This is a genomic window from Pseudomonas koreensis, assembly GCF_025447595.1.
In the GTDB taxonomy this organism is placed as follows: Bacteria; Pseudomonadota; Gammaproteobacteria; order Pseudomonadales; family Pseudomonadaceae; genus Aquipseudomonas; species Aquipseudomonas koreensis_H.
Genome location: NZ_JAOEJU010000006.1, coordinates 133,905 through 147,454 on the forward strand (window position 1 = coordinate 133,905; position 13,550 = coordinate 147,454).

At 62.1% G+C, this 13,550-nt stretch carries 14 protein-coding genes; 4 read left to right on the forward strand and 10 right to left on the reverse strand.

The features are described 5' to 3' along the window. The first annotated feature begins 81 nt into the window (after positions 1-81). From lptE to N8H71_RS10685, 4 genes are all read left to right on the forward strand, one after another. The gene (gene lptE / locus N8H71_RS10670; protein WP_085687936.1) at positions 82-687 is read left to right on the forward strand and encodes an LPS assembly lipoprotein LptE; all 606 of its coding nucleotides are present in this window, start codon (positions 82-84) and stop codon (positions 685-687) included. A 39-nt stretch (positions 688-726) separates the two neighbouring features. Beyond that, positions 727-1,764, forward strand: a complete 1,038-nt coding sequence (gene holA / locus N8H71_RS10675; RefSeq protein ID WP_007960578.1) for a DNA polymerase III subunit delta — start codon at positions 727-729, stop codon at positions 1,762-1,764. A 140-nt stretch (positions 1,765-1,904) separates the two neighbouring features. Then, positions 1,905-2,069, forward strand: a complete 165-nt coding sequence (gene arfA, locus N8H71_RS10680; RefSeq protein WP_007958672.1) for an alternative ribosome rescue factor ArfA — start codon at positions 1,905-1,907, stop codon at positions 2,067-2,069. Between the two features lie 61 nt (positions 2,070-2,130). Further along, complete coding sequence (locus N8H71_RS10685; protein ID WP_262193953.1) at positions 2,131-3,453, forward strand: lytic murein transglycosylase; 1,323 nt, start codon at positions 2,131-2,133, stop codon at positions 3,451-3,453. 50 nt (positions 3,454-3,503) lie between these two features. Here the strand turns inward: N8H71_RS10685 and N8H71_RS10690 are convergent, their stop codons facing one another. The 10 genes from N8H71_RS10690 to rlmH all read right to left on the reverse strand — a co-directional run bounded on the left by N8H71_RS10690 (position 3,504) and on the right by rlmH (position 13,543). Further along, positions 3,504-4,451, reverse strand: a complete 948-nt coding sequence (locus N8H71_RS10690) for a S66 peptidase family protein (RefSeq protein ID WP_262193954.1) — start codon at positions 4,449-4,451, stop codon at positions 3,504-3,506. Between the two features lie 173 nt (positions 4,452-4,624). Beyond that, positions 4,625-5,623: a lipoyl synthase gene (gene lipA, locus N8H71_RS10695; RefSeq protein ID WP_162803535.1), complete on the reverse strand. Its 999-nt coding sequence runs from the start codon at positions 5,621-5,623 to the stop codon at positions 4,625-4,627. 25 nt (positions 5,624-5,648) lie between these two features. Further along, on the reverse strand, positions 5,649-6,296 hold the full coding sequence (lipB, locus tag N8H71_RS10700) for a lipoyl(octanoyl) transferase LipB (protein ID WP_262193955.1): 648 nt from the start codon (positions 6,294-6,296) through the stop codon (positions 5,649-5,651). Beyond that, positions 6,296-6,571, reverse strand: a complete 276-nt coding sequence (locus N8H71_RS10705; protein ID WP_007958664.1) for a DUF493 domain-containing protein — start codon at positions 6,569-6,571, stop codon at positions 6,296-6,298. Before N8H71_RS10705 ends, lipB begins: the two co-directional genes overlap by 1 nt. An 84-nt stretch (positions 6,572-6,655) precedes the next feature. Then, complete coding sequence (locus N8H71_RS10710) at positions 6,656-7,813, reverse strand: D-alanyl-D-alanine carboxypeptidase family protein (protein WP_192562519.1); 1,158 nt, start codon at positions 7,811-7,813, stop codon at positions 6,656-6,658. A gap of 183 nt (positions 7,814-7,996) precedes the next feature. Continuing rightward, entirely contained in the window at positions 7,997-9,007 is a 1,011-nt protein-coding gene (locus tag N8H71_RS10715; protein ID WP_262193956.1) for a septal ring lytic transglycosylase RlpA family protein, read from the reverse strand. Continuing rightward, complete coding sequence (gene mltB / locus N8H71_RS10720) at positions 9,007-10,017, reverse strand: lytic murein transglycosylase B (protein WP_007958658.1); 1,011 nt, start codon at positions 10,015-10,017, stop codon at positions 9,007-9,009. The genes N8H71_RS10715 and mltB overlap by 1 nt, the downstream gene beginning before the upstream one ends. Positions 10,018-10,034: 17 nt before the next feature. Continuing rightward, positions 10,035-11,138, reverse strand: coding sequence for a rod shape-determining protein RodA (gene rodA / locus N8H71_RS10725; RefSeq protein WP_262194038.1), 1,104 nt, complete (start codon positions 11,136-11,138; stop codon positions 10,035-10,037). 31 nt (positions 11,139-11,169) lie between these two features. Continuing rightward, on the reverse strand, positions 11,170-13,065 hold the full coding sequence (gene mrdA, locus N8H71_RS10730; RefSeq protein ID WP_262193957.1) for a penicillin-binding protein 2: 1,896 nt from the start codon (positions 13,063-13,065) through the stop codon (positions 11,170-11,172). Between the two features lie 10 nt (positions 13,066-13,075). Further along, complete coding sequence (gene rlmH / locus N8H71_RS10735; protein ID WP_009051038.1) at positions 13,076-13,543, reverse strand: 23S rRNA (pseudouridine(1915)-N(3))-methyltransferase RlmH; 468 nt, start codon at positions 13,541-13,543, stop codon at positions 13,076-13,078. Between the last annotated feature and the right edge of the window lie 7 nt (positions 13,544-13,550).

The following is a 13,550-nucleotide window of genomic DNA, read 5'->3' on the forward strand; positions in this document are numbered from 1 at the left end:
CGGGCGCCGGGTTAGCCTGGCGCCCAGAAAAACCTTTCGGGCCGCAGAGTCGGCCCACCTGGTTTCAAGGGGAGCAACACAATGATCAAACGCAATCTGCTGGTGATGGGCCTCGCCGTCCTGTTGAGCGCCTGCGGTTTCCAGCTGCGCGGCACCGGCACCAACGAACTGTCGATCAAGGAGCTCGATCTGAGCGCCCGCAACGCCTACGGCGAAACCGTGACGCAACTGCGTCAGGTGCTGGAAGCCAGCGGCGTCAAGGTCGTCTCTGGTGCGCCGTACAAGCTTTACCTGTCCGATGAACAGGAAACCCAGCGCATCCTCAGTTACGCTGGCGCCGGTCGTACTGGCGAGTATCAGGTGAGCACCGTGCTGACCTACGATATCCGTGGCGAAAAAGACCTGCTGCTCAAAAGCGACAAACTTGAAGTGCAGAAAGTGTTCATCCACGACGGCAACAACCTGGTGGGTTCCGACCAGGAAGCCAACGATGCACGTCGTGAAACCCGCCGCGAGCTGGTACAACGCATGATGCTGCGTCTGCAACAGCTGACGCCGGCACAGCTTGACGCTCTGCAGCAAACCGCCAACGCGCGGGCCAAGGCAGAAGCCGACGCCCTCGAAGCGGCGCAGAAGGCTGAAGCGGAAACCCCGCGTCAGTCGCCGCTCGAACTGCCGCAGCAGTAAGACGTTCGGGGCGCTCAGGCGCCCCGTTCGCCCTCTCTTATGAAGCTCGCTCCCGCCCAACTCGGCAAACACCTGCAAGGCGCCCTCGCGCCGGTCTACATCATCAGCGGTGATGACCCGCTGCTGTGCCAGGAAGCGGCCGACGCCATTCGCTCTGCTGCCCGTCAGCAAGGGTTCGACGAACGCCAGGTCTTTGCCGCCGACGCCAATTTCGATTGGGGCACGCTGCTGCAGGCCGGCGCGAGCATGTCGCTGTTCGCCGAAAAACGCCTGCTGGAACTGCGCCTGCCTTCCGGCAAGCCCGGTGACAAGGGCGCCGCCGCATTGATCGAATATTGCTCGCGTCCTGCTGAAGACACGGTGCTGCTGATCAGCTTGCCCAAGCTGGATGGCAGCGCGCAAAAGACCAAGTGGGGCAAGGCGCTGGTCGAAGGCCAGCAGACCCAGTTCATCCAGATCTGGCCTGTCGACGCGAACCAATTGCCGAGCTGGATTCGTCAGCGCCTGTCCCAGGCCGGCTTGTCGGCCAGCCAGGATGCGGTCGAACTGATTGCCGCGCGGGTCGAAGGCAACCTGCTGGCCGCTGCGCAGGAGATCGAAAAACTCAAGCTGATGGCCGAGGGCGGGCAGATCACCGTCGAAACCGTGCAGGCGGCCGTGGCCGACAGTGCGCGCTTCGACGTGTTCGGCCTGACCGATGCGGTGCTCAACGGTGAACCGGCTCACGCCCTGCGCATGCTCGAAGGACTGCGCGGCGAAGGGGTCGAGCCGCCGGTGATCCTCTGGGCCCTGGCCCGGGAGTTGCGTCTGTTGGCCAACATCTCGCTGCAGTACAGCCAGGGCACGCCGCTGGACAAGTGCTTCAGCCAGGCGAAACCGCCGGTCTGGGACAAACGCAAACCGCTGATGAGCAAGGCCCTGCAACGCTACTCGGCGCAACGCTGGGCGCAGTTGTTGCTCGAAGCCCAGCGCATCGATGCGCAGATCAAGGGTCAGGCGGCGGGCTCGCCGTGGATGAGCCTGAGCCGACTGGCACTGCTGATGGCCGGTCAGCGCCTGACCTTGCCTGCCGAATGAATTCCGGGATCGCGCTCTGCGATCCCTTTTTTTACCGAGTCCATTTCCTACAGAACATCCCGTCCTCGGTCCTATAGACAGACGCTCGAGATCGGCAGATTATCTGCCGCGCAAAAACTCACTCAATCGAGAGAATCCTCATGAGCAAAAAGCCATCGAAACATGGCCACAACAAGGCCAAATCCATCGTCGCCCAACCCCTGTTCCGCAGCCGCCAGGAACGACCTACCAAGGGTAAAGGCAGCTACCGCCGCGAAGCCTTCCAGTCTGACAGCTGGGAGGCTTCTTACTTTCTGGCCGCTTGAAGCACAGCACCCCTTCCTCATGTTAAGGTCTGCACCTGATTCGTATCCCCTGGACCTGTGCATGCCCCTCAGTCTTTCCCGTCGTTGGCCCTTCCGCCAACTGATCGCTGCCTCCAGCTTCGTACTGCTCGTCGCCTGCGCGGAAAAACCCACCGCCGCCGACGCTCAACCGCTTCAGACCGTTCCCGTTGCCACAGCCCCAGCGGTCATCCCGCCGGTAGTGCCGTCCGGTGACGACCTCGACCTGCAACCGACCCAGACCTTCGCCGAATGGCAGGCGGGCTTTCGCAAGGACGCTCTGGCTGCCGGCATCCGTGCCGACCTGTTCGACCGCGCATTCGCCAATGTCAGCTTCGATGCCAGCGTGATTCGCGCCGACCGCAGCCAGCCGGAATTCGCCCGGCCGGTCTGGGAATACCTGGACGGAGCCCTTTCACCCTTGCGCGTGCGCAAAGGCCAGGCCCTGATCAGCCAGTACGCCGATATCCTGCAAAGCATCGAACAGCGTTATGGCGTCGATCGTCAGGCGCTGGTGTCGGTGTGGGGGATGGAAAGCAACTTCGGCCAATTCCAGGGCAGCAAGTCGGTGATCAACTCGCTGGCCACTCTGGCGTATGAAGGCCGCCGTCCGGGCTTTGCCCATGCGCAGTTGATTGCGGCGCTGCAGATTCTGCAGCAGGGCGACATCACGCCGGAGAAAATGCTCGGTTCCTGGGCTGGCGCCATGGGCCAGACCCAGTTCATCCCGACCACCTACAACACCCACGCCGTGGATTTCGACGGTGACGGTCGCCGCGACATCTGGGGCAGCCCGGCTGACGCTCTGGCCTCCACCGCGCATTACCTGCAAAGCTCAGGCTGGCAGCGTGGCCAGCCGTGGGGCTTCGAAGTGCAACTGCCGAGCGGTTTCAACTACACCCTGGCCGACGGCGCGATTCGCAAAAGCGTCGCCGAATGGCGGCAACTGGGCGTGATCCTGCCGAACGGCGGCCAAGTGCCGGCCGGCTCCGAGCAACTGTCCGCCGCCCTGCTGCTGCCGGCTGGCTACCGTGGCCCGGCGTTCCTGATCCTCGATAACTTCCGGGCGATCCTCAAGTACAACAACTCGTCGTCCTACGCACTGGCCGTCAGCCTGCTGTCCGAGCGCTTCAACGGTGCCGGCCTGATCAATGGCAGCTGGCCAAAAGATGACCTGCCGTTGAGCCGCACCGAGCGCATCGAACTGCAAAACCTGCTGACCGCGCGCAACTACGACGCCGGTGCGGCAGACGGGATCATCGGTGCCAATACGCGTAAGGCGATCCGCAGTGCGCAGCAGTCATTCGGCTGGCCGGCGGACGGTTATCCGACACACAAGCTGCTGGAAAGCCTGCGTAACCAGTAAAACAAAAAGACCGCCGCCTCTTCAGGCGGCGGTCTTTTTTTGTGGTTCGATCAGCGAATCACCACATCCTGCTCCAGCATCAATTCCTTCTTCCCCGCATCAAGTCGAACCAGCGCCCCCAGCGGCAACGTCAGGTTCGGATCGCAGTGCCCGCTGCGCCAGCCGGACAGCACCGGAATCCGCAGCGGCTCAAAGGTCTGCTTGAGCAGGCGGTTCAAGGCCTCGACATCCACGCCCGCCACGTCCCCGACCAGCACGCCACGCAATCTGGCCAACTTGCCCGCCAGACGCATCTGGGTCAGCAAACGGTCGATCCGGTACAGCGGCTCGTTGATGTCCTCGATGAGCAGAATCACCCCTTCGACATCGATTTCGTAGGGCGTGCCCAGGGTCGCGGCGATCATCGCCAGATTGCCACCCAGCAAACGCCCGTGAGCGATGCCCGGTTCCACGGTGGTCAGTGGATAAGCCGCCGGATGACTCAGCACACTCCCGGCCTTCAACTGACCGCGCAGCATGGCGAAGAACGACGTCACCGTCGGCGGTTCCTTGTCCCCCAGCAGATCGGCATTCAACAACGGCCCATGAAAGGTCACGAACCCGGCGTAGCGACTGATGGCCAGATGCAGCGCGGTGATGTCGCTGTAACCGACGAAGGGCTTGGCATGGCGGCTCAGCAAGTCGTAGTCGATCCGGTCCAGCAACCTTGGCGTGCCGTAGCCACCGCGCAGGCAGATGATTGCATCCACCTCTTCGTCAGCGAACGCCGCGTGCAGATCGTTGAGCCGCACCTCGTCGCTGCCGGCCAGATAGCCATCCTTCTCGTAGACGCTAGGGAACACTCGCAAACCATAACCCCGGGCGCGCATCCACTGAACGGCCTTTTCGGTATCCAGCGTGCCGGGGCCGGCGGGCGCAATGACGCCTATCAGCCCTTCCGACGGCAGCGCGGGCACCGGCTTGTGCGGAAAAAGGGTGTGGGTCGGTCGAACGGTCATCCATGGATCTCCCTGTGTGAAGTCATGCTCACACAGTAGTCAGGAACGGCGACAAACAGAAGAGGCTCGACTGCGCCGCAGATTGCAGGAAAAGTCAGTAACGAGTGTAGGCGGGCAAAAAAATGCCCGCCGGGCGATAAACCCCGGCGGGCATTTTTTCATTCAGCGCTGAATCAGGAACCGAGCAGCTCGGCCTTGACCAGTTTCGCCTGTTCGTCAGCGTGGTACGAAGAACGCACCAACGGGCCGGACGCGACGTTCTTGAAGCCCATCTTGTAACCTTCCTCGGCGAACCAGGCGAAGGTGTCCGGGTGCACGAAACGCTGCACCGGCAAGTGGCTGCGGGACGGTTGCAGGTACTGGCCCAGGGTCAGCATGTCGATGTCGTGTTCGCGCATGCGCTTCATGACTTCGATGACTTCGTCGTCGGTCTCGCCCAGACCCAGCATCAGGCCGGATTTGGTCGGGATGTGCGGCATCATCTGCTTGAAGCGTTGCAGCAGGGTCAGCGACCACTGGTAGTCCGAACCCGGACGCGCAGCCTTGTACAGGCGCGGCACGGTTTCCAGGTTGTGGTTGAACACATCCGGCGGCTCGGCCGCGGTGATTTCCAGGGCGATGTCCATGCGGCCACGGTAGTCCGGAACCAGGGTCTCGAGCTGCACGTTCGGCGACAGTTTGCGGATTTCGCGGATGCAGTCGGCAAAGTGCTGGGCACCGCCGTCACGCAGGTCGTCACGGTCAACCGAGGTGATCACCACGTACTTGAGTTTCAGGTCGGCGATGGCGATGGCCAGGCTTTCCGGCTCGTTGACGTCCAGTGGCTTCGGACGACCGTGGCCGACGTCGCAGAACGGGCAACGACGGGTGCAGATGTCACCCATGATCATGAAGGTCGCGGTGCCACCGGAGAAGCATTCACCCAGGTTCGGGCAGGATGCCTCTTCGCAAACGCTGTGCAGCTTGTGCTTGCGCAGCAGGCTCTTGATGCGCTCGACTTCCGGGGAAACCGGGATGCGCACGCGGATCCAGTCGGGTTTCTTCGGCAGTTCGGTGGTTGGAATGATCTTCACCGGGATGCGTGCAACCTTCTCGGCGCCGCGCAGCTTGACGCCGGCTTCAACCTTGGGACGCGGGGCCGGCCGCTCGGTCACGTCGAGCGTCGGGATCATGGTTTGCACTGCATCAGTAGTCATATCAGTCGATTCCGCCCGTCAGGGTCGTCTGCTCAGCATAGTCGAGGTGTTTGACGAGCTGCGCACGCAGCCGGGCACTTACCTCGGCAAATTCAATCGATCCTGCGTGCTCGCTCAGCTGGGTCATCGCCAGCCCGGCATAGCCGCAGGGATTAATCCGTCGAAACGGCTCCAGGTTCATGTCCACGTTCAGGGCCAGGCCATGAAAGGAGCAACCGTGGCGAATCCGCAAACCCAGAGAAGCGATCTTCGCTCCGCCGACGTAGACGCCGGGAGCATCCGGCTTGGCCACGGCGGTCACGCCGTAGCTGGCCAGCAGTTCGATCAGGCAGCGCTCCATGCGGCTGACCAGATCGCGCACGCCGAAACCGAGTCGGCGCACGTCCAGCAGCAGGTACGCCACCAGTTGGCCGGGGCCATGGTAGGTCACCTGACCGCCGCGGTCGACCTGCACCACCGGAATATCCCCCGGCAGCAACAGGTGCTCGGCCTTGCCGGCCTGGCCCTGGGTGAACACCGGCGGGTGTTCGACCAGCCAGATTTCGTCCGGGGCCGTGGTGCCACGCTCGTTGGTAAAACGCTGCATGGCCTGCCAGACCGGCTCGTAAGCCATCTGGCCAAGCTCGCGAAAGCCCAGCGTGCCCGGCATCACAACACCATGTGCACGAAACCGGTCGCCCGCAGTTCGCTGTTGATGTTGTACAGCTGATCCTGGTCGGTCGCGACGATGTGCAACTGGATGGTGGTGTACTTGCCGTTGCTGCTTTGACGCTCGTCCACACGCTCATCGTTGATCTTGGCGTGTTTCTTGACGATGTCGATGATCTTGTCTTTGTTGCCGACGCCCGTATCGCTGATCACCTTAACCGGATAATCAACCTGGGGAAATTCGATCTTTGGCGCCTTTACTTCGGTATCGGTCATGGCGTAACGGCCTCGTAAGCGTAAGCCCGGTAACGAACAAGGCCCCGCACCGGATGGGTGCGGGGCCATGCGGGTCAACTCAAATCAGTTGAACAAGCCGTAGAAGAATAGACGGATGCTATCCCACATGCGGCGGAAGATACCACCCTCCTCGACAGCGTCCAGGGCGATCAGATCGGCGCTGTGCACCACCTTGTCGTCCAGTTTCACTTCGACTTTACCGATCACGTCGCCCTTGGCGATTGGCGCGGTCAGTTGCGGGTTCATGGTCATGCTGGCAGCAAGCTTCTTCAGTTGGCCTTTCGGCAGGGTCATGGTCAGGTCTTCAGCCAGGCCGGCCTTGACTTGATTGGTGGTGCCTTTCCACACCGGGGCCTGAGCCAGTTCGGTGCCCTTCTGGTAGAAGGTCTGGGTTTCGAAGAAGCGGAAACCGTAGGTCAGCAGCTTCTGGGTCTCGGCGGCGCGAGCCACTTCGCTGTTGGTACCGAACACCACGGCGATCAGGCGCATGCCGTCACGTACGGCCGAAGACACCATGCAGTAGCCGGCTTCGTCGGTGTGACCGGTTTTCAGACCATCGACGGTCTTGTCGCGCCACAGCAGCAGGTTGCGGTTAGGCTGCTTGATGCCGTTCCAGAAGAACTCTTTCTGCGAGTAGATCGCGTAGTGCGCAGGGTCTTCGTGGATGATCGCGCGCGCCAGGATCGCCATGTCGTGAGCCGACGAATAGTGCTCAGGGTTCGGCAGACCGGTCGGGTTCATGAAGTGGGTATTGGTCATGCCAAGATCAGCGACGGTCTTGTTCATCAGGTCGGCGAAGGCATCTTCGCTGCCGGCGATGTGTTCAGCCACCGCGACGCTGGCGTCGTTGCCGGACTGAATGATGATGCCGTGCAGCAGGTCGCTGACAGTGACTTGCGAGCCGACCTTGATGAACATCCGCGAACCGCCGGTGCGCCAGGCGTTTTCGCTGACGGTCACAGGGTCGTTTTCACCGATCTGGCCGCGACGGATTTCCAGCGTGGCAATGTACGCGGTCATCAGTTTGGTCAGGCTGGCCGGTGGCAGACGCTGGTCACCGTTGTTCTCCACCAGCACGTTGCCGCTGTTGGCATCCATAAGCACGTAGGATTTGGCGGCCAGTTGTGGTGGCGACGGCATCATCTCGGCCGCGAACGCGGCAGGCGAGAGGAGCAGCGGGACTAGCAGACACAGGCGTTTGGCAAAGGTGGTGATGTTCATCCGTCTCTCGAAATCGCTAATGGAAACTGTCCTTGCGGACAAAATTAATCAGATGGCTTTCTAACGGGCCATCGCGTGTTCAGTTGCTCACTCCAGTCACCCTTGCCGGGCTTTTGTTCTTCGACGAGCCAACAACCTGGTTCACCCCCCAATCGCTGGTGAACCGTCAATCAAGTCCTACGTTTACTCGGTGACCACACTTGGCGAACCCAGGTTGGCCAGGCGCACGCTGTTCTGTACCTGGGCAATTTCACCCGGCGAACCGATCGGTCCCAGGCGAACCCGGTGCAGGGTCTGCTGATTGCGCACGATCGAGCTGATGAACACCGGAGCGCTCACCATCCCGCTGAGCTTCGACCTCAGGAGTTCTGCAGCGTCCGGGTTGGCGAACGCGCCCACCTGCAGATACTGGCCAGACGCTGGTGCAGAAGCGTTTTTTTTTGCATCGAGCTGAACCGGCACGACGGCCGCGGCGTGCTGCTGCGGTGGCGGAGTCCATTGCTCGACGGTGCCGGCCGAGGCCGTGATCACCGGGGCGCTATTCTGCGCGACTTGCGGCTCGTTGAGCATCAAAGGCGCCGGACGGCCCTTGGCGGCCCACCATTGCTGCGGGTCGATGCCTTCGACCTTGACCCGCGCGGTGCCGATTTCGGCATAACCGAGCTTTTTGGCTGCGGCGTAGGACAGGTCGATGATCCGGTCCGAGTAGAACGGCCCGCGGTCATTGACCCGCAGGATCACGCTCTTGTTGTTGTCCAGGTTGGTCACCCGAACGTAACTCGGCAGCGGTAATGTCTTGTGGGCGGCACTCATGCCGTACAGGTCGTAGACCTCGCCGTTGGCGGTGTTCTGACCGTGGAACTTGGTGCCGTACCAGGAAGCGGTGCCGGAGGCCACGTAAGTCTTGGATTCCTGCAACGGGAAGTAGGTCTTGCCCAGCACGGTGTACGGGTTGGCCTTGTACGGGCCGGTGTGCAGGGTCGGCGTGGCGTCCGGGATGCGCGACACGTCGACGTCCCACCACGGCGCACCGTCCTTGTGGGCCCGGTTGATGTCCAGGCCCGGCTGCGCACGAACGGCAGTGGACGAAGTCTTCTGGCTCGGCGAACGGCTGGTCGAACAACTGGCGACCAGCACCGCCAACGCAGCGAAAGCCACCAGCTTCAGGGGTTTATTGATAGGCAATGCCCGCATTACTTGACGCCCCGTGCTTGTACCAGCTGTTCAGACAGTTGATGTACGGCCATGGCGTACATCACGCTGCGGTTATAACGCGTGATCGCGTAGAAATTCTTCAGGCCCATCCAGTATTCCGGGCCATTGTCGCCTTCGAGGCGGAATGCGGTGACCGGCATGTCATCGCGCAGCGCATCATGACTCGACCAGCCCAGCGCTCGCAACTCCCCGACGGTTTTCGTCGGTTCGATGCCGGTGGTCAGGCCTTCATCCACCTGCTCGCCCCGTACATCCGCGCGACTGACCACCGGCTCGCCGGCGACCCAGCCGTGACGCTTGAAATAGCTGGCGACGCTGCCGATCGCATCATCCGGGTTGTTCCAGATATTGATGTGACCGTCGCCGTCGAAATCCACCGCGTAGGCGCGAAAACTGCTCGGCATGAACTGCGGCAGGCCCATCGCACCGGCGTAGGATCCCTTGAGGGTCAGCGGGTCGACCTGCTCTTCGCGCGCCAGCAGCAGGAACTCACGCAGCTCCTTGCGGAAAAATTCGGCACGGGGAGGATAGTCGAAACCCAGCGTGGACAAGGCATCGATCACCCGGTAATTGCCGGTATTACGTCCGAAAAAGGTCTCAACGCCGATGATCGACACGATCACCTGGGCCGGAACGCCGTATTCCTGCTCGGCACGGGCCAGGGTGGCCTCGTGCTGGCGCCAGAAGTCCACACCGCGGGCGATGCGCGCGTCGGTGATGAACATCGGCCGGTATTCTTTCCACTGCTTGACCCGTTCGGCGGGTTTGGAGATGGCGTCGAGAATGGCCTGCTTGCGCTGAGCCTCGCGGAACACGGCCATCAGCTGTTCGCCGGCAAAGCCGTAGTCGCGGGTCATTTCACCGACGAATTCGGCCACCTGGGGCGAGCCTTCGTAATCGCCGGCCAACGCTTCCTGCGCGCTGCCAAGGATGCCTACCAGGCCGAGCCACGGTGCGTATCGTGTCGCCCAGTCACGCATTACTTGCATTGAACTCTTCACCTTATTCAAACCTGTGCGATCCACTTGCGATGGGTATGGATCGACATCAAAACCCCAAACGCTGACAGCAGCGTCACCAGCGAAGTTCCGCCGTAGCTAATGAACGGCAACGGCACCCCCACCACCGGCAACAGGCCACTGACCATACCGATGTTGACGAAAACATAAACAAAAAACGTCATGGTCAAGGCGCCGGCCAGCAATTTGCCGAACAGCGTCTGCGCCTGGGCGGTAATCACCAGGCCACGGCCGATCAGCAACAGATAGATCAGCAACAGTGCGCAGATGCCCACCAGGCCGAACTCTTCACCCAGTACGGCGATGATGAAGTCGGTATGGCTTTCCGGCAGGAAGTCCAGGTGCGACTGGGTGCCCAGCAGCCAGCCCTTGCCGAATACCCCGCCGGAACCGATGGCAGCTTTCGACTGGATGATGTTCCAGCCGGTGCCGAGCGGATCGCTTTCCGGGTCGAGGAACGTCAGGATCCGCTGTTTCTGGTAGTCGTGCATGATGAAGAACCACATGGCCACCGACACCGGAATCGCCGCCGCCAGCACGCTGAGAATCCAGCGCCAGCGCAACCCGCCCATGAACAATACGAAGGCGCCGCCGGCCAGAATCAGCAGCGAAGTGCCGAGGTCCGGCTGACGCACGATCAGGGCGAACGGCACACCGATCAACAACAGGCTGATGCCGACATGCTTGAGCTGCGGCGGCAGCGTGCGCTTGGACAGGTACCAGGCGATGGTCGCCGGCATCAGGATCTTCATGAATTCCGAGGGCTGGAAGCGAATCACCCCGGGAATGTTGATCCAGCGAGTCGCACCCATGGCGTTGTGGCCCATGATGTCCACCACCATCAGCAGCACAACGCCGACCACATAACCGAGCGGCACCCAGCGCGCCATGAACCTTGGCTCGAACTGGGCGATGACGATCATCGACACCAGACCGATGCCGAACGACGTGGCCTGTTTGGCCAGCAGATCCCAGCTCTTGCCGCTGGCCGAATACAGCACGAACAGGCTGCCGGCCGCGAGAATCAACAGCAGCACCAGCAACGGGCCGTCGATATGCAAACGTTGCAGCAGCGTCGCCCGGCGACGCATCACATCCTCGCTGGAGAGCATGCGATCGAAATTATTCATCACGGGCCGTAGCCTCCGCACTGATTGGGCTGGCGTATTCGGCCTTCAAGCGTCCGTCCTGATCCAGCAGCCAGGCATCCATGACCTGCCGCACCACTGGCGCCGCGACGCCGGAACCGGACTCGCCGTTCTCGACCATCACCGACACCACGATTTTCGGGTCATCCGCCGGCGCGAAGCCGACGAACAGGGCGTGGTCGCGGTGGCGTTCCTGGACCTTGGAGCGGTCGTACTTCTCGCCTTGTTTGATCGCCACGACCTGCGCCGTACCCGACTTGCCGGCGATCCGGTATTGCGCGCCGATCGAAGCCTTGCGCGCGGTGCCTCGGGCACCGTGCATCACCTGCTGCATGCCGTGGTTGACCTTGTTCCAGTCGGACGGGTCGCGAAGGATGATGTCCGGCATCGGGTTTTCATCCTTCGGTTTCTCGCCTTCGATGGTCTTGGCAAGGTGCGGGCGATTCCACACGCCCTTGTTGGCCACCAGCGCCGTGGCTTGGGCCAGTTGCAGCGGGGTCGATTGCATATAGCCCTGGCCAATCCCGAGAATCAGGGTTTCGCCGGGGAACCACGCCTGACGCCGGGTCGCGCGTTTCCACTCGCGGGACGGCATCAGGCCGGGGGATTCTTCGAACATGTCCAGCGAGACCTTCTGGCCGATGCCGAACTTGTTCATGTAGGCCGACAACCGGTCGATGCCCAGCTTGTGCGCCAGGTCATAGAAGTAGGTGTCGTTGGACCGCATGATCGCCGTGTCGAGGTCGACGAAGCCGTCCCCGGTGCGGTTCCAGTTGCGGTACTTGTGATCGTAGTTGGGCAGCATGTAGTAACCGGGGTCGAACACCCGGCTCGACGCCGTCACCACGCCCGCATCGAGACCGGCAATCGCCACCGCCGGCTTGATCGTCGAACCCGGCGGGTACAGACCGCGCAACACACGGTTGAACAGCGGCCGGTCGATCGAATCGCGCAGCTCGGCGTAAGCCTTGAAGCTGATGCCGGTGACGAACAGGTTCGGGTCGAAGCTCGGCTGACTGACCATCGCCAATACTTCGCCGGTTTTCGGATCAAGCGCTACCACCGCCCCACGCCGGCCGCCCAGCGCGGCCTCGGCAGCTTCCTGCAACTTGATGTCGAGGCTCAGGACAATGTCCTTGCCCGGCACCGGATCGGTACGCTTGAGCACGCGCAGGACACGGCCACGGGCGTTGGTCTCGACTTCTTCGTAACCCACCTGACCGTGCAGCTCGGCCTCATAAAAGCGCTCGATGCCGGTCTTGCCGATGTGGTGGGTGCCGCTGTAGTTGACCGGATCGAGGGTCTTCAGCTCTTTCTCGTTGATCCGCCCCATGTAACCCACCGAGTGCGCGAAATGCGCGCCCTGCGGGTAGTGACGGACCAGTTGCGCGACCACTTCAACGCCCGGCAGGCGGAACTGGTTCACCGCGATCCGGGCGATCTGTTCTTCGGTCAGTTCGAACAGGATCGGCACCGGTTCGAACGGCCGACGGCCCTGACGCATGCGCTTCTCGAAGATCACCCGGTCTTCCGGCGTCAACTCCAGCACCTCGACGATCACATCGAGCACCTGTTGCCAGTCGCCGGAGCGCTCGCGGGTCATGCTCAGGCTGAAGCTCGGGCGGTTGTCCGCCACCACCACGCCGTTGCGGTCGAAAATCAGGCCACGGGTCGGCGGAATCGGCTGGACATGCACCCGATTGTTTTCCGACAGGGTCGAGTGGTACTCGTACTGAATCACCTGCAGGTAATACAGGCGCGCGATCAGCACACCGATCAGCGCAATGATCGCAATTGCGCCGAACACAACGCGGCCACGCACCAGACGGGCGTCTTTTTCGTGGTCCTTGATGCGGATCGGCTGGGACATGAGGGCAGAACTACTTGTGGTAAGGGTGACCGGACAGCACGGTCCAGGCACGATACAGCTGTTCGCCGATGAGGATCCGCACCAGCGGGTGCGGCAGCGTCAGCGGCGACAACGACCAGCGTTGATCCGCGCGGGCACAGACTTCCGGCGCCAGCCCTTCGGGGCCGCCGACCATGAAGTTGACCGTACGCGAGTCCAGACGCCAGCGATCGAGTTCGACCGCCAACTGCTCGGTGCTCCACGGCTTGCCATGGACTTCGAGGGTGACGATCCGCTCGTTCTGCCCGACCTTGGCCAGCATGGCTTCGCCTTCCTGGCGGATGAAACGGGCCACGTCAGCGTTCTTGCCACGGGTGTTGAGCGGAATTTCCACCAGTTCCAGCGCCAGCTCGGACGGAAGACGCTTGGCATATTCATGCCAGCCTTCTTCCACCCATTTGGGCATGCGTGAACCGACGGCGATCAGTCGCAGTCGCACAGCGCGT